At 30.8% G+C, this 15,813-nt stretch carries 19 protein-coding genes; 5 read left to right on the top strand and 14 right to left on the bottom strand.

Annotation, left to right across the window (positions count from 1 at the left end; all coding sequences use genetic code 11):
* Positions 1-17 precede the first annotated feature (17 nt).
* Positions 18-1,205: an ATP-grasp domain-containing protein gene (locus V5E38_RS07695; RefSeq protein WP_499212790.1), complete on the bottom strand. Its 1,188-nt coding sequence runs from the start codon at positions 1,203-1,205 to the stop codon at positions 18-20.
* A gap of 65 nt (positions 1,206-1,270) precedes the next feature.
* Positions 1,271-2,101 (bottom strand): alpha/beta hydrolase, encoded by an 831-nt coding sequence (locus V5E38_RS07690; RefSeq protein WP_499212789.1) that lies wholly within the window; start codon positions 2,099-2,101, stop codon positions 1,271-1,273.
* A gap of 512 nt (positions 2,102-2,613) precedes the next feature.
* Here V5E38_RS07690 and V5E38_RS07685 point away from each other — a divergent pair.
* The gene (locus V5E38_RS07685; RefSeq protein ID WP_499212788.1) at positions 2,614-3,126 is read left to right on the top strand and encodes a GNAT family N-acetyltransferase; all 513 of its coding nucleotides are present in this window, start codon (positions 2,614-2,616) and stop codon (positions 3,124-3,126) included.
* Between the two features lie 76 nt (positions 3,127-3,202).
* Here V5E38_RS07685 and V5E38_RS07680 read toward each other — a convergent pair whose 3' ends face one another.
* The 3 genes from V5E38_RS07680 to V5E38_RS07670 all read right to left on the bottom strand — a co-directional run bounded on the left by V5E38_RS07680 (position 3,203) and on the right by V5E38_RS07670 (position 4,779).
* The gene (locus V5E38_RS07680; protein ID WP_499212787.1) at positions 3,203-3,670 is read right to left on the bottom strand and encodes a hypothetical protein; all 468 of its coding nucleotides are present in this window, start codon (positions 3,668-3,670) and stop codon (positions 3,203-3,205) included.
* 64 nt (positions 3,671-3,734) lie between these two features.
* Positions 3,735-4,235, bottom strand: coding sequence for a hypothetical protein (locus V5E38_RS07675; protein WP_499212786.1), 501 nt, complete (start codon positions 4,233-4,235; stop codon positions 3,735-3,737).
* Positions 4,213-4,779 (bottom strand): RNA polymerase sigma factor, encoded by a 567-nt coding sequence (locus V5E38_RS07670; RefSeq protein WP_499212785.1) that lies wholly within the window; start codon positions 4,777-4,779, stop codon positions 4,213-4,215. The genes V5E38_RS07675 and V5E38_RS07670 overlap by 23 nt, the downstream gene beginning before the upstream one ends.
* 219 nt (positions 4,780-4,998) lie before the next feature.
* Here V5E38_RS07670 and V5E38_RS07665 point away from each other — a divergent pair, with 219 nt between their 5' ends.
* Positions 4,999-5,973: an NAD(P)H-quinone oxidoreductase gene (locus tag V5E38_RS07665; RefSeq protein WP_499212784.1), complete on the top strand. Its 975-nt coding sequence runs from the start codon at positions 4,999-5,001 to the stop codon at positions 5,971-5,973.
* Between the two features lie 26 nt (positions 5,974-5,999).
* Positions 6,000-6,704 carry a DUF554 domain-containing protein gene (locus tag V5E38_RS07660; protein WP_097977723.1) on the top strand — a complete coding sequence of 235 codons (705 nt, stop codon included), beginning with the start codon at positions 6,000-6,002 and terminating at the stop codon, positions 6,702-6,704.
* 40 nt (positions 6,705-6,744) lie between these two features.
* On the opposite strand, the gene V5E38_RS07655 is transcribed toward V5E38_RS07660, so the two are convergent.
* The 4 genes from V5E38_RS07655 to V5E38_RS07640 all read right to left on the bottom strand — a co-directional run bounded on the left by V5E38_RS07655 (position 6,745) and on the right by V5E38_RS07640 (position 8,985).
* Complete coding sequence (locus tag V5E38_RS07655) at positions 6,745-7,443, bottom strand: YoaK family protein (protein WP_499212783.1); 699 nt, start codon at positions 7,441-7,443, stop codon at positions 6,745-6,747.
* A 275-nt stretch (positions 7,444-7,718) separates the two neighbouring features.
* Positions 7,719-7,955, bottom strand: a complete 237-nt coding sequence (locus V5E38_RS07650; protein ID WP_499212782.1) for a hypothetical protein — start codon at positions 7,953-7,955, stop codon at positions 7,719-7,721.
* 44 nt (positions 7,956-7,999) lie between these two features.
* Entirely contained in the window at positions 8,000-8,374 is a 375-nt protein-coding gene (locus V5E38_RS07645; protein ID WP_499212781.1) for a Rossmann-fold NAD(P)-binding domain-containing protein, read from the bottom strand.
* 44 nt (positions 8,375-8,418) lie between these two features.
* A complete protein-coding gene (locus V5E38_RS07640) occupies positions 8,419-8,985 on the bottom strand; it encodes a TetR/AcrR family transcriptional regulator (RefSeq protein ID WP_499212780.1) in 567 nt (188 codons plus the stop codon).
* A 195-nt stretch (positions 8,986-9,180) separates the two neighbouring features.
* On the opposite strand from V5E38_RS07640, the gene V5E38_RS07635 reads away from it, so the two are divergent.
* Complete coding sequence (locus V5E38_RS07635; protein WP_499212779.1) at positions 9,181-10,008, top strand: oxidoreductase; 828 nt, start codon at positions 9,181-9,183, stop codon at positions 10,006-10,008.
* 273 nt (positions 10,009-10,281) lie between these two features.
* Here the strand turns inward: V5E38_RS07635 and V5E38_RS07630 are convergent, their stop codons facing one another.
* Positions 10,282-11,904, bottom strand: a complete 1,623-nt coding sequence (locus V5E38_RS07630; protein WP_499212778.1) for an SH3 domain-containing protein — start codon at positions 11,902-11,904, stop codon at positions 10,282-10,284.
* Between the two features lie 443 nt (positions 11,905-12,347).
* Positions 12,348-12,623, bottom strand: a complete 276-nt coding sequence (locus V5E38_RS07625; protein WP_499212777.1) for a hypothetical protein — start codon at positions 12,621-12,623, stop codon at positions 12,348-12,350.
* Positions 12,624-13,361: 738 nt separating this feature from the next.
* On the opposite strand from V5E38_RS07625, the gene V5E38_RS07620 reads away from it, so the two are divergent.
* Positions 13,362-13,535, top strand: a complete 174-nt coding sequence (locus V5E38_RS07620) for a hypothetical protein (protein WP_499212776.1) — start codon at positions 13,362-13,364, stop codon at positions 13,533-13,535.
* Between the two features lie 479 nt (positions 13,536-14,014).
* Here V5E38_RS07620 and V5E38_RS07615 read toward each other — a convergent pair whose 3' ends face one another.
* The 3 genes from V5E38_RS07615 to V5E38_RS07605 form a co-directional block, all read right to left on the bottom strand.
* Positions 14,015-14,203 (bottom strand): hypothetical protein, encoded by a 189-nt coding sequence (locus V5E38_RS07615; RefSeq protein ID WP_499212775.1) that lies wholly within the window; start codon positions 14,201-14,203, stop codon positions 14,015-14,017.
* Positions 14,204-14,322: 119 nt separating this feature from the next.
* Positions 14,323-14,865 (bottom strand): hypothetical protein, encoded by a 543-nt coding sequence (locus tag V5E38_RS07610; protein WP_499212774.1) that lies wholly within the window; start codon positions 14,863-14,865, stop codon positions 14,323-14,325.
* 133 nt (positions 14,866-14,998) lie between these two features.
* Entirely contained in the window at positions 14,999-15,349 is a 351-nt protein-coding gene (locus V5E38_RS07605; protein ID WP_499212773.1) for an Imm32 family immunity protein, read from the bottom strand.
* Positions 15,350-15,813 lie beyond the last annotated feature (464 nt).

The following is a 15,813-nucleotide window of genomic DNA, read 5'->3' as shown; positions in this document are numbered from 1 at the left end:
AGAAAAATCTCCTATCCCTATACGTTTACAACGCTGCAATTTTTTCGTTCATGTACAAAACTAATGATATCTTCGACTTCTTCCTGTGAATCGGCATTAATCGCATAAAATTGATTCCCTTGTAGTTCCGCAAACGCTTCTGGAATACGCTTATCAAACTTCACACGGTCGCCAAATCGTTCATAAATATCATTCGTATTGTGGTTATACTCATACGCATCACGCTGTGTTATACCGACACAATACTGGTTTTTTGCATCGGGTTCCTTAATTTCTCCACCTGTTACAATAGAAGCATACTGATCAAATAAATCAATAGAGTATGCGAAATTGTACATATCGATCGTGAAGCCACCAGCTAAGCGGTTATTATATTCAAGTGCAACATAATCCCCATCTTCTAATTTAAAAAACTCAATATGGAAAAAGCGTTCCTTCATTCCAAAAGCTTTTACAATTGATTTACCATAGTATTCAAGCTTAGGATCAACTTCTTTTTGAATAATATAAGCTAAATCCAACTGACCTTTAACAAGTTCCAGAGTAGGCACATTATATGTAAAGCTTGTTTGGAAAACAATATTCCCTTTTTGATCAACTAAACCATCAAATGTACAAAGCACGCCTCCTTCGACATATGGTTCAATGAAGTACACTTGTGCTTCATCCCACTCTTCTTCAAAATGGCGTACAGCCTCTTTTGAACATAATTTAAAGGTTGCAGCTGAACCAACACCATTATCTGGTTTAGCAATAACTGGCAGTCCTAATTCATCAATGGATTTAGTTAACTCTTTTTTAGTTTTAACGACTTTTCCATCTACAACAGGCACACCTGCTTTTTTAAACAGCTTTTTCATTTCAGATTTATATTTAACTTTTTTCAAGTCACTCGGTTTATTTCCATATACATTAAATTGTTCACGCAACTGCGCATCAAGTTCTAACCAGTATTCGTTATTAGATTCAATACGCTCAATCGGACCATGTTTATAAAATAAAAATGCAACAGCACGTTTCACTTCATCTAGATCTTCTAAATTATTCACACGATAATATTCTGTTAAAGAGTTTTGTAATTTGGACCCTAATTGGTCATATGGCTCTTCACCAATACCTAGTACATTAACACCTGCAGCTTTCAAACGATGAGCAAATGCCTGAAAATTCTCTGGATAATATGGAGAGATCAAAATATAATTCATAAAATTGCTCCTTTATAAAAAGTAATAGTTATCTAATTTAAGTCAAATATCATTATTCAGTTCATTTAAGACCATTTCTCACTTAAGAAAAGTAAACATTCTGGTAAGTGTTTTGCCCAAGCCTTTTCATCATGTACCTCATCTGCATAAATATTTAAACTAATGCTATCAATTGAAACAGAGCCTTTTATCAGTTGTTTATAATACTTAAGCGAGCAATCGATATATGCCTGCTTCATATTTCCATACATGAATTGACGATCGGTATCATCGCCTTCCTGAGTACCAACTTGAATATACACTCGTTGTTCAGGATCCAACTCTTGACTAGCAATATACTGATCAAATGCTTTACTTGTAATCCAATTGGCTAAAGAAAAAATACCTAATCCACCTATTTGATCTTTATATTCAACACCCATAAATGCCGAAATATTCCCTCCAAGTGAACTACCAATCACTGCTGTATGATATTTATCTGATTTAGTTCGATATTGATTATCGATAAAAGGCTTTACGACTGTCATGACAAAATTAGCAAAATCCACGCCTTTCCCGCCTAGCTCAAAATCTTCAGGAAGTGGGCTTTCAGTAATTTTCCAAGGCGTATATTCATTAATTCGATCTTGTCCACCGTTATCAATTCCAACAACAATCATCCTCGGTAAATCTTGGTTTTGTTTAATTGCCGGAATCACTTTCCATGAATACCCACTATAAGATTCACTACTATAGAAAATATTTTGACCATCATGCATATAGACAACTGGATAATTTATATCCTGGTCTTCTTCATAATTTTTCGGCAATAAAACACGCACGCGACGTTTTTCATTTTTATAAGACATATGTAATTGATGTGTTTCTAATTTTAAATAAAAATAGGATTGATTCATTTTAACTTCCTCGCTCCTTTAAACTTACCTTTAGAAAAATTCAACTGTTTAAGTTCTTCTAATGAATAAGTGTTTGATAAATATAAATTCACACTTGGAAGAGAACATTCAATAACTTAATTTACTCCTATGTACTAATTTCTTTATTTAAATCTAAATCTATTAAACTTTGAACCAACTGCCTACATAATTCTTTCCCCAGCAGTTTCCATAGCGTCTGAAAAATCATTTGTAACTAATTCAACGAAAATAGATTAGATTCCTTCTTGAACAATCATGTCAAATAATGAAATAGAAGATATTCGATAATGAATATCCTCTATTTCACACTATGGAAAGATAGTTTATTAAGGAAACGGTATATATATTACAAGCTATGAACAATTATAAATTGGTATATTAAAATATGAAAAACCAATCTAAGCAAACAAATATAAATTTCAATTTTACGATTTGTATAAAAAGTTCTAAAATAAGAAGAGATAACAAATTAAATTTGGGGGAAAGAAAAAATGATTAGGGAAGCTACTCAAAAGGATTTAATGGACATTTTAGAGATTTATAACGATGCCATTCTTAATACAACTGCAGTTTACACATATAAACCACAAACGCTTGAAAGCAGACAAATTTGGTTTGAACAAAAAATGGATGAAGGGTTTCCAATTCTAGTCTTCGAACTTGATCAAAAAGTCGTTGGATTTGCTACATTCGGTCCTTTTAGAGCTTGGCCGGCCTATAAATATTCGATTGAGCATTCAGTTTATGTAAATAGTGAATACAGGAAAAAGGGTATTGCCACTTCATTAATGAAAGAACTAATCTCTATTGCCAAAGAAAGAGAGTATATGACTTTAATTGCTGGAATTGATGCAGATAATGAAAACAGTATTGCCATGCACAAAAACTTCGGATTTGTTTATTCAGGCACAATTAAAAAGGCAGGTTATAAATTTAATAGATGGCTTGACTTGTCCTTTTATCAATTAGATCTTGATGGACCAAATAATCCTACAGAAGAATAAAATAGTAATCTATTAAGGGTATGTTTTGAACAATATTTTTCAAATCATACCCTTTCTTATTCTAATGAAAAACGTTCTATTTTACTTCTAAAGCAAAAGCATAAGAGGCATCCCCATTTGATAAGTGCTCATCTTTTTTATCCATCCAATGTACTCCATATGAGTAATAATATACTCCTTTATTAATAGGTGCTGAAAATTGATTCTTCACTAATAAAATTTCACTTTCCTTACCATTATTAATTTGAGTTAAGTGGATTTCATTTGGTTTAGGTTTATAATTCATTATAAATTTAACGTTTTCGCCTGGTTTTACTTCAATGGGCTTTTTATCCTTTAGCAGCTCGGCCGGTCCAGCCGTATCAACGCATTCCCCCTGTCCTTTTAATTGCCAACAATAAGTACCTAACTTCGTAGCATATATTTGATTTTCCACTTGAACCATTGTTTTTGGAGGCTCATTACCTTTCAATCCATTATTTGCTGAACATCCAGTGAGAATAAGATAGAAAAAAAATACAGTTGCACATATCCATCTTGACATTTTAGACACTCCCTATATTCAAATTGGACTTTAAATTTTTCTTTATTTATGAATTCAATTTCAATCATTTTTCAGTTTTTAAAAACTTTAAGATTGTTCCGTCTTCTTGTTTTACAATCATGACTTTTGGGTCTTCATTTGTTAAATAAATTTTATCTCCAACCTTTAACATATTAGAGTAAAAATTGGCTTTCGGAATCGTATTATTTTTAATCACTTCTTTGACTTCACCAATTTGGTCTTTCAGTATAAATTCATTATTATGTAAAATACCTTCAAACTGATATTGAGCCCCGTTTACAATTAATAGTCCAATACTGGAATCCGCAGAAGTATATTCTTTTGTAATACCTAGGTCTTCCTCGTTTTTAATAGGAGAATTAATAAAAATGGTAATAGTCAGAAACAAAAGAATCCCAACTGAAACAAACGGTATTCGAATTCGATTATACCCTCGATTGGAATTCGCTTTATTCCATATTTGATCATATGTGGCGGAAGGATTATGTTGATCTAATTTCTGCTGGAGTGTGTGTTTAATTTCAGAAATAGGATTGTTTTCCACCTTTAAGTTCTCCCCCTTTCAGTTTTTGTTCTACTTTAAACAGTTCGTTTTTCGATAAACGATTTCTTAATTTTGTCAACGCGTAATTAAGCCTTGATTTACATGTACCGATTGGAATATTTAAAGAGTCCGCCACTTCATCTAATTTAAGTTCTAAATAATAATGAAGAACAATCACTTCCTTACTCTTCTGCGGTAATAAATTTATCTCTTTCCATAAATGATCTTCCATTTCATTTTGTAAAATCGATAGTTCAACTTCATTTTCAGTTAGTACATCATACTTAATGCCGAAAAGTTTCTTAATTTTTTGTTTACGTATCATATTGCGGGTGATATTTACTGTCATTCGATAAATCCAAGGCACAATTGGTTTTGTTTGATCAAACAGATGGAATTTTTTTATGATACGAATGAACGTCTCTTGGGTAATATCATCTGCCATTACTTTTGATTTGGTTAAAAAGAAAGCAGTACGATACACCAATGACGAGTGATTTTTAAACAATTCTTCTAAACAATCTTTGTCAATTCTTTCAGGCACTAGTTCTCCTCCTTTTACCACTTACTCTATATACACTTAAAAACAGATTATAGTTCGGAGTTTTTTAAAATTATTTTCTCTACAATTAATTTTTAAAAAATAAGTAAGGAATTATATTAAGAAAATCTACAAATTTCATCAATCCGAGTTTTTAAAATATTCTTTCGATTAGTTATATAGTATGATAAGAATTAACTTAATTAAAGGTAGGTTTTTAGAATGAAGGCAGTTCAAATTGATGAATCAAAGCATTTATTTATTGACGATTATCAGATGCCTGTTTTAGGTGAGAATGAACTACTTGTTAAAGTTCATGCTACGGCTATTAATCGAGCTGACTTACTTCAAAAACATGGTAAGTACCCCGTACCTAATGGCGCATCACCGATTTTAGGTTTAGAGATGTCCGGGATTGTTGAACAGGTTGGGGCTAATGTTACAAATTGGAAAGTTGGAGATCGTGTTTGTAGCTTATTGCCAGGCGGAGGTTATGCGCAGTATGTTTCCATTCCTTCAGATTTGGCAATTTCTATTCCAAATCATTTTTCGCTCGAAGAGGCTGCGGCTATACCCGAAGTGTTTTTGACAGCTTACTTAAATTTATTTGAATTAGGTAGATTAAAAGAAAGCGAAACAGTATTAATTCATGCTGGAGCTAGTGGTGTTGGGACCGCTGCAATTCAGCTCGCAAGAGAATTTGGTGCAAGTTCAATCGTTACTGCTGGGAGTGAAACGAAACTTGCAGCTTGTACTGATTTAGGTGCAAATTATGTGATTAACTATAAAAATGAAGATTTTAAAACTGTCGTCGAAAAAGTTACTGATCATGTAGGTGTAGACGTCATTTTAGATTTTATTGGTGCATCCTATTTTCATCAAAACTTACAATCATTAAATACTAATGGTAGGCTTATTTTGATTGGAACAATGGGTGGAGTTAAAGTGAGCGATGTGAACTTATTACCACTTTTGACAAAGAGAATTTCCATTATAGGAAGTACTTTACGTTCACAAACACTTGAGCAAAAAATCTATTTAACAAATCAATTCAAAAAAGATGTCTTACCACTTTTTACGAATAAGAAAATAAAACCGATTATCGATTCAGTATATAATTGGCATGAAGTGAATGAAGCGCATACTCGAATGGAGAACAATTTAAATACCGGAAAAATAGTCTTAAAAATAGATTAATTATATGGAAGTTAAAGGGGATCATCATGGTACTACTCGGTTCAATTGTTAATGCAGCAGCTATTATTTTTGGCTCTTTACTAGGTTTGTTTATTAAAAGAATTCCAGATCGAATGAAAAACCTAGTAACTCAGTCAATTTCTCTCGTAATTATAGTTATAGGATTTACTTTAGCTATGAAAACAAATCAAGTTCTGATCGTCGTTTTCAGTTTATCGCTAGGTGCGGTTGTAGGAGAATGGTTAGATATCGAAAGTAAATTAGATAAATTAGGACTATTTATCGAAAGTAAATTTCAATCTAAAAGCGAAGGCTCTATTTCTAAAGGATTTGTTACATCGACTTTATTATTCTGTGTTGGCGCGATGGCTATTCTCGGAGCACTAGATAGCGGACTACGTCATAATCATGAAATATTATATACAAAATCAATGATGGACGGATTTTTATCAATCATTTTAACTTCGACTCTCGGCATTGGTGTGTTATTCTCCGCTGTCCCAGTTTTAATCTATCAAGGATTCATTGCCATTTTTGCCTCATTTGTACCGAATCTAGTAACACAGCATTTATTAGATTCAATAATTGCTGAGATCTCAGGTACAGGAGGAATTTTATTAATTGCTCTTGGTTTGAATTCATTAGGTTTAGTAAAAATAAAAATTGGAAATATGTTACCTTCTATTTTATTTGCACTTATTATTGTTTGTTTCATTCAGTTTTTTAAATAAGATTACTAAAATGAGCCCCGAAAAGGGCTCATTTTTTAAATTAATGGAGTTTCCTTCTAAAATAACCTTTGTCTTTATGATATAAGATTAACGCTACTATTAATACTCCTGCAGCAATCCAAACAGCCTGATTCCCAATATACTTTGTGGATAGACTCCCAAACAATGCGCCAAATGAAAAGGAAAGGATAATAACGAGAAACTCTTTAAATTTTGTTTTTGCTTCTTTGTCATGATTTACAAAAGCTGTATATGCTGCCTGTGAAGCAATTCTAATATTACCAGTTGTCATCGTAGAATTGTACGTCCATTTATCTAAATGAGTGAAGGTTGAAATTTGTAATGATGAAACAAAGGAGAGGCAAACTGTTACAACTATATTAGGTACACTACTAGGTAATAATCCTACAATCAATAAAACACTACATTCTAACAAAAGAATTGAACGTCTATAGCTGTATAATAGTTCTCTTAAACGTGGATGTTTAACGGATTCAGCAACTAATACCCCTAAAATAAAGGCTATTATAGGTAGAATATAATCCACAGAGTTTTTCCAATTTCCAAATGATAGATTTATTGCCAAAAGTACAACATTTCCCGTTTGTGCATTAGCAAATACACCATCTCTACTTATAAAAGTATACCCATCTAAAAAACCACCAACTAAAGCTAACAATAAACCAAGATAGACCGAATTCGAGGATAATGATGGAATGATTTTTTGTTTAGGTTTCAAACTAATTCTCCTACTTCTATTACTAAACTTAGCACAATCATAACACACTTATTATGTAAATAAATGTGAACAATAATCCAACAATTACATAAAAAATAAACGATTTTTCACTTGGGTTAATTGTTATTTTTTAATGGCTTTGTTAAATTAAAATGTTAATTTTGGAAATAAAAAGAGGCTGTAAATTAGACAGCCTTTAGGACTCTTATTGAACAAATGCACTGCTTTAGTTGCATAGATAAAATTATTTCACCTAAGATTTCTAATTAAAATCTTTATTTGTAATTAACTTCAGCGCATTCCCAAATTGCTTTACCCTCAAGTTTTAAAACTCCACTGTCTTTAGTTTTAGCAGAATTTATCATAGCTTGAGCCAATACCTCTGTCGGTAGAGGTTTTTGAGAACGAAAAATTCCTATTTTATCTACCAACTGTATTACTTTAAAACTAACAGCTTCCATTGGTCTATCGGTATTTTGTCGTATTAATAAAGGTGGGTTAAAGATTGTCAACTTTGAAAATCTCAATGCTTTTACAGCTTCCTCTAATTGTCCCTTCATCCTTGTATAAAGAATCGAGAATTTGCTGAAGAATAACCAGAAGATACTAATACATAATTATCAACACCATTTTTTCTAGCAAATTTAGCAAACTGGTATTGATATTCATAATCAACTTTCCATTGAGCTTCTTTACTCCCTGCCAATTTAAGTGTAGTACCTAAACATGAAAACAAAACATCTCCCTTAACTAAATGTTTCCATTGTTCTGGTTTATCAAAGTCAATTACATGGACCTTTAATTTACTATCCTTGACAACCAGATTACGCCTAACAAAAATGTCTACCTGATGAAAAGAATCGTCTTTTAATAATAATTCCAGTAAGTCTTTACCTGTGGCGCCTGTTGCTCCAATAACTAATGCGTGCATTTTCTTCCCCTCACATATTCTTTATAGTCTCTCTTAAATCTTATTTAACTCTTTAAATGTGGTTTGTTTAAAGAAATATCGGCATAAATTCTAGCTAATTGTTCAGGGGTTTCTTTTGTACCACTATCAATCCACTTTTCAAGCATGTGCCATATTCCAGCAGAATGAAATTCAGTATAATACTTTAAAAAGGTTTCATCGAAATTTTTCATTATATCGGCTTTGAATTTTACAAAAATGGTAGGTGCGTATTCTTGCAGATGTTTTAGCAAGATTATAAAAAGATCATTTTTATGAACCAAATTCAAAAATGGAACATGTTCTTTCCAAAAATCGAAATATATTAATGTCATTGAATATGGTGAAAGCGATTCTAAAGCTTCAAATTTTTTTTCAGCCTCCTGCATTAATTCACTAATATATTCATACAGAACTTCTTCTTTAGATTGGAAATTACGATAAAATGTTTTTCGTACCAATCCTGCATCGTCCGTAATATCCTTAATTGCTATCTTTTGAAATGGTTTTTCATCCATTAGTTTTAGCAGTGATTGAATAATCCATTGTCTCGAACGAATTGATATCGGATTATTGCTTTTTTCAAATTGCATAAAATGTAACTCCTTTTTAACAAATGTCCCTTTTTCTCATATCTGTATCACTTACACTCAACTTATTGACTTAAATTCCTATTTATCATTATAATTCAGTTGAACTAGTGACACAAGTGTGTATTTAGACACAAGTGTATAATCAGATACAAATGGTACTATCAAAATATAGATCATAAATAAGGAGTGTAGAATATGAATAGTTTGGATAAAGGCGTCGTTCTAATAACTGGAGCATCTGCGGGGATGGGTAAAGCCACAGCAGAACTACTACTAGAAAAAGGTTATGTGGTTTATGGAGCAGCAAGACGCATAGAAAATATGAAAGACCTAGAATTAAAGGGAGCAAAAATTTTAGCCATGGATGTTACAGATGAACAATCCATGATTAATGGTGTAAACCGTATTATTAAAGAACAAGGGAAAATCGACGTATTATTTAATAATGCAGGATATGGCTCTTATGGTTCTGTAGAAGATGTTCCTTTAGAAGAAGCAAGAAGACAATTTGAAGTGAATCTTTTTGGTCTAAGTCGTTTAACTCAATTAGTTATACCACATATGAGAAAACAAAAATCTGGGAAAATTATTAATAATTCATCAATGGGTGGGAAAGTATATACACCATTAGGTGCATGGTATCATGCTACAAAACACGCACTTGAAGGTTATTCTGATTGCCTGCGATTTGAAGTTGCTCAATTTAATATTGATGTAATCGTAATTGAGCCAGGATCAATTGAAAGTGAATGGAACGATATTACTTTAAATAACCTTCAGAAAACTTCTGCACATACAGCATATGCTAACATGACAAAAGCCTTTATAGAAATGTCTAAAAACGCACCAAAACCAACTTCTCCTAAAGTCATATCTAAAATTGTTTTAAAGGCGATTGAATCTAAGAAACCAAAAACTCGATATGTAGCTGGTCAATTTGCAAAACCAATGATGCTATTAAGAAAATTAGTCTCTGATCGAATGTTCGATCGTATTCTCTATACAATGTTTAAAATGAAATAAAGTTTAATTACTTAAAAACACGTGACCTTTTGAAAAGGAGCACGTGTTTTTTTACTTAGTGAAGAAATGTACTTAAACTAAACTGCCATTTTGTTGAATAAAAAAAGCCGCATTTAAGCAGTTAGTGTTCTTCAACTATTACATGCGTTAGCCAACTTTGAATCTAAAATTCACCACAATGAATGAAAGTTTATGTCTCACTTCCATAGTAGTTACAAAAGGATATAAAAAACCTATCCAAATGGATAGGTTCAAAATTAAATTATTACTAATTTATTTCAAGTACTTACTTTCCACATAACCTAAATTCCCATCAACATTCACATAATTCCATCCAGTAAATTTCTGAAGTACAATGACCTGCTTGTTTTTACTTATAACTTTTATTGAACGAGACGATGTACTTTTCGTTAATTTTAATGGAATTGCAGCAGTAGTAGTTTTTTTCTGATTAATACCGCTTGTAATCTTTACATCTGACTTCTTCACATAATATACATTTGTTCGGTTGGCAATCTTTACATAAGTTTTATCTTCACGAATTACTATAAAACGCATATTTTTAGGTGCTTTTTTTACATACTTCTTCAAATATTTGTCACTATAAAGGACTGCTCCACTTGTTTTGGTTATATCTAAAAACTTTGGTGATATTAAACGGTAGTTATTTTCAATATAGTTAAAAGATCCATATATTGTTTTTGATTTCACTTGAGTTTTAACGGGTTCATTAACAAATCCGCTTAATGCAACCTCATATTTTACATTTTCTTTCTCACCGATTGGAGTGATCCTATTTGTTTCTGGATTTTTTATTGGAAACTTCACAACCTGAGTAATTGTTGTAGTTGGTATCTTATTAAATGTAAAATCTGAATATCCTTTGTTACTTCTTAGATAGCCCCAACTTGTACCTGCAGGAATTTCAAGTGTAATTGAAAATCCACCTTCTACTTGCTGTACAGATTTTATTCTAGGGCTTGTAAAAAAAATAGGACTGCTTTGTTTGATTTCAAAAAAAGCTCCAGGAAGATTTTCTGGATCCCCTGATTGCCAATTTGGTACGCTTGAAAAATCACGATTTCCATAAGTGTCGTATGACATTATATTCAATGTTTCTGGTCCTTTTGTAAGGTTGTAAAAATTCTGGAGGTACATATAAGTTCCGTCTGGATTAAACTCATCTTTTGTAATTACCTTCAAAAGATTTGGTATTGTTTTTATACCACCGCTATAGATCTCCATTTTTTCAAAATCAGGGTCATTTGGACGCTTGACTGTTAAGTAAGCATAATCCCCCTTTTCATTAACTTTAATGAGTTCAGCGTGTCCGGGAGGCGTATGATCAATAATAAAACTTTTACTTACTTCTTCACCATTATCATCTCTTACAACTAAAGTATACAATCCATCTTCATTAATTGAATCATTTGTGAAAACTTGCTTAGCTACACCATCTTTATATAATAAACCGTTTCCATCAAAATTTAGTACAGAAGGGTTAACTGTTGATTCTAATGTTATTGTTGGTGGCGTAGTGTCTTTTACTGTTGAAATGTCAGTATTATAGATAAGACTTCTTCCATCTGCAGTTATTTCATAAATTTTATAGTTATAAGTTGTATTAGAATCTAAGCGTCTGTCATCCACTTTAAAAGACACTCCATAATCTATTGTAGCAATTACTTCATTATCACGTTGCAATTCATAACTTAATCCTTCTTGATTAGGTTTCTCTAGCCAATTAAACGAAATATCATGTTCGGTTTTTGTAATCTCGATATTATCCGTAGATGTTGCATAAACTTCTTTTGGAAAATATAAACCAAATAATCCAACCAAAAAACAAACAAGAATGCAGAAGGTTGTCCTCAATTTAATATTTAAACTCAACAAAATAAATCCTCCCTATATTAAAACAAATAGAATACCAAAATTTATTTTAATAGAAAGAATCTCTTGGATATAGCGGAAAAATATGGAACACTTTTTGCATAAAAAAGCTGATTTCTAATTATTTTAATAGAAATCAGCTTCTTCATTTCTCCTATTTTACTGTACTGTTTCGCATTTAGCATTACTATATTTACTCTTCATCTGTTTCACATCTAATTTATTTACTTTCATCTTATAGCACCTCTTCGGCATTAATTATTCCACATTCGGTTTATATTCTCCTTTTCTTGTTGGACTATCCTGATAAATAGCAAAATAAAAAGGCTGTATAACAGCCTTCCGTGCTCTTCAACTATCAGACTGCGTTAGTTGAATAAGAAGTTCTATTAAATTAGTAAACCTTATTCTTATTTCATAAATTTCCATATTGTTCTTCAAATCTTTTATCTAGTATTTTTTAATATGTTTCTAATTTTATCTGTATATATTTTATCTAAATCTTCAGTGCAGTATTTAAAGTTTTGCATGCTTGATTCTTTAGGAATACCTATGTGCACCAATTTAATATCAATTTTCTCAATAATAAAACGCTCGTCAATTTCATTTTTCACTCCACCAACTTCTGTTAAATCTATTTTAGTTCCATTTTTTAATTCAAAAATGTAAAAAAATTCACCTTTCGTATGTCTAAACAGGATATTTCGTTTCTTCCCGTACACTCCTGTATTAATCTTTGAAATATCATTGTAACTATATTCCTTACCGTTAGGATGAAGAAATGAATAGTTTATTATTTTATTATTTGTGATTACACTAACAGCAGTAATAATGGTATACAGCAGTAATATATTGAAAGCAAGAAAGAAATGAAAACTAATTTTTTATTTCTCTTCAAAAAACTACTTTTTTTATTCGTTTTCTCTATTCCTAAGGATTCCCTAAAATTCTTACTCAAAATATATAGAAATCCCAAAATTATATACAACTCATAAATAAAAACTAGCCTTGAAACAGGATATTTAAAAATCCACATTATATAATCTTTCGGTACGAATAACTTTTCTTGAGTAACACTTATTAAAAACATAATTCCAATAGTTAATATGACTATAAAGATAATTGAAAGAATCCACAAAATTATTGACTTTAACTTTTTCAAATTTAAAACCCCAGTTCCATTACACCATTTTTATAAATTCATATATTTCATTTCTACATTTTGACGCACATAATTAATATTTTCAACGGAAATTTGAACCGAATTTTCATAGTAAATTTTCTCATTTATAAGGCAATCCTTATTCAACTATCCTGCCACTTTGTTAAATAAAAAAAGCGATCTTCTATTGAAGAATCGCATGATTTAGCTTAATAAGGTTTATTAATTTTCAACAAAAAACAAAATTGAAAGAGTTATAAATAACAATGAAAATATCAGTAGGACGATTCTTTTTTATATGGTTGGTGATTTTACTAAAATAGAACTTAATATAGCTTCTACAAGTGTTGTTCCACCTTCGGATATAGATGAATCTATTTTTTCTTTAGGAGCGAATAATGAAAATAATCCCCCAAATTTTCCGATAGCAATGATTATAATAGCTATGACTTTTATCTTTATGGCCTCCTAAATACGTAAATAATCTAGCATAATTATACCATTCCTTATTCAACTAATCTGCCATTTATTGCAATAATATTTGTCCTCTTCTAGTTATAACCCACCTATTTTAATCATGGTCTTGGCAACCTTCAATCATACTTTTGTAATTGCAACGTAATAGAATACTCATTGAATCAGTTCGGAAATGAGAATAATCAACTAAAGTTTGACACCCCTAAAATATCAATCTTTACTAACACTTCCTCTAAAGAAAATACTCATTCATAAAGGAAGTATATTAAATGAGTTTATGATGGATACAAGTATATTACCTTATTACCTTAGTAATCTTTAAACAGGAAGGTCAGATACAGTCAACTCTTTTTTATACTTTGCAAAAAGTAAAACCATTCTTGTACAATTTTTCTAGCAGAATATGTACCAATCTCTTTATCAAAGTAATAAATATCTACTGTAAAAAGCACAAATGCTCCAATACTTGAAAAACTATGCTTTAATAACAAGAGATCGTTCTTTAACTTGAATGAATTCTTCGTACAACTTTCCTTTAAATGTGTCCAAGTAGTCGTATTTTTCTTCTTCACGCCATTTCCTAAAACTTTCCCAAAATCCCTTTATAGTTCTATTTTTTGCATCGTGCTTTTGTTCCCATTCCATTAATGTTTTAGCGTTCAATCTAACCACTCGCTTATATATTTTTTATATTTTCTTAAAAGATCCCAAGATACTTGATATTCTACTTGAACTATCGCAATGCATTAGTTGAATAACAAAAGCTATTAAGAAATTCATTATTATTTATCTTTAACCTTATATTTAAGAATAAATTTAGAATGCGGTAGATAATGTATCTCTACCCCCTTTTTAATCTCTTCGGTTTTTAGTTTTGAAGGAAGTAAAAGATTGTCGTCGTTAATAATTATCTCCCAACCTCTTTTTCCATATCTAGATTCTTGTCTTTCAATTTTACTAGGAACTCCTTCACTCACTATAAAATCCTTTTTAACAAAGGGATATAAGTCAATCCATTGATTTGATAAGAACATTATCAAAACTGTACAACCTATATAAATGAAACGTTGTAATCCGAAATCTTTTCGAAAAAGAATAAATATGCAAAGAGATACCATTATCATTATTGGTATCGTAATTAATAAGTACATAAAACTAGAAACTGGAACACTAATAAAAGTTAAAATTAATGAAATTATAAAGAAACTAAACCAAATTATATTAATGACTTTGTCAAAAGCATTTAATTTTGAATTTATATCAAGAAAATATAAGATTGGAGAGTCTCCAAATAATATTTTCTTGATACCCTTTTTTTCCTTCATACTATCTCCCCTAACATACTAATAATAGCATAATTTTGTATATCCTTTTTGAACTAAACTGCCATTTTGTTCAATAAAAAACGAGCCACTTTTGACTCGTGATCTTCAATTATCGCATCAGTTAGTTGAATAACTATTCATCTTCATTTATATAATCATTGAATGGTTTGTAATCTCCACAACCCACTATTAGTTCGCAACTATCAGGGTGAAGCATTACACCCAGAGACTGAACTACATATTCTTTTTCTATTGGCTCAATATGAAAATGTTTACCATCTTTATAATTATGAGCTAGACGAATTAACTCAGTACCCAATCCAATTAAAGCATTTTGACTTAGAGAAATCATTACTCTACAACCATTTGTTATATTATTTCCGTTATTATCAAGAACCGTTACTTCAGCAATATTATTTCCTTCAATTTCAAATACTTCTTCTTCATCAGAATCATTTATCAAACTAATATTATAAAAAGACATAACACACCTCGCACATACATTTTTTGTATTATTTTACCATACGTTATTCAACTAAACTGCCATTTTGTTGAATAAGAAAAAGCCACCTGAATTGGCAGCTCCTATTCACCTCATTCACTGCGTTAGTTCTATAAGCTTTGTGCATAAAAAAAACATTTTTAAATGTCTATTAATTATTATTTACATTTTTTATTATTTCAAAAATTAAAGAAAAGATTTGATATTCAGGATAGCTGCAAATTAAAACAACTAAAATTGTTCCCACTATCCATACCCAACGTTCATATTTCTGGTGTTTGTAACCAAAATATAGACCATATGACCTACCAATTATCACCAAAAATGGTAAAGATGCAATCAGAAATACTTCAAACATTGTAAAAATCTTCCCCTGGATGTAAATTAATTTTTGATTAGATTTAAATAAATTCGCAATTTAATTTACATTTTCTTTGTTCAACTAT

The organism is Rossellomorea sp. GAMAL-10_SWC (assembly GCF_049568075.1).
GTDB lineage: Bacteria > Bacillota > Bacilli > Bacillales > Bacillaceae_G > Gottfriedia.
Note: the sequence above shows the minus strand (reverse complement) of the source record. Positions and strands in the feature narration are given on the sequence as shown.

Coding starts and splice junctions, on each gene's coding strand:
- V5E38_RS07695 (WP_499212790.1), bottom strand. CDS start 1,205: ATGAATTATATTTTGATCTCTCCATATTATCCAGAGAATTTTCAGGCA.
- V5E38_RS07690 (WP_499212789.1), bottom strand. CDS start 2,101: ATGAATCAATCCTATTTTTATTTAAAATTAGAAACACATCAATTACAT.
- V5E38_RS07685 (WP_499212788.1), top strand. CDS start 2,614: ATGATTAGGGAAGCTACTCAAAAGGATTTAATGGACATTTTAGAGATT.
- V5E38_RS07680 (WP_499212787.1), bottom strand. CDS start 3,670: ATGTCAAGATGGATATGTGCAACTGTATTTTTTTTCTATCTTATTCTC.
- V5E38_RS07665 (WP_499212784.1), top strand. CDS start 4,999: ATGAAGGCAGTTCAAATTGATGAATCAAAGCATTTATTTATTGACGAT.
- V5E38_RS07660 (WP_097977723.1), top strand. CDS start 6,000: ATGGTACTACTCGGTTCAATTGTTAATGCAGCAGCTATTATTTTTGGC.
- V5E38_RS07645 (WP_499212781.1), bottom strand. CDS start 8,374: ATGCACGCATTAGTTATTGGAGCAACAGGCGCCACAGGTAAAGACTTA.
- V5E38_RS07640 (WP_499212780.1), bottom strand. CDS start 8,985: ATGCAATTTGAAAAAAGCAATAATCCGATATCAATTCGTTCGAGACAA.
- V5E38_RS07635 (WP_499212779.1), top strand. CDS start 9,181: ATGAATAGTTTGGATAAAGGCGTCGTTCTAATAACTGGAGCATCTGCG.
- V5E38_RS07620 (WP_499212776.1), top strand. CDS start 13,362: ATGGTTGGTGATTTTACTAAAATAGAACTTAATATAGCTTCTACAAGT.
- V5E38_RS07610 (WP_499212774.1), bottom strand. CDS start 14,865: ATGAAGGAAAAAAAGGGTATCAAGAAAATATTATTTGGAGACTCTCCA.
- V5E38_RS07605 (WP_499212773.1), bottom strand. CDS start 15,349: ATGTCTTTTTATAATATTAGTTTGATAAATGATTCTGATGAAGAAGAA.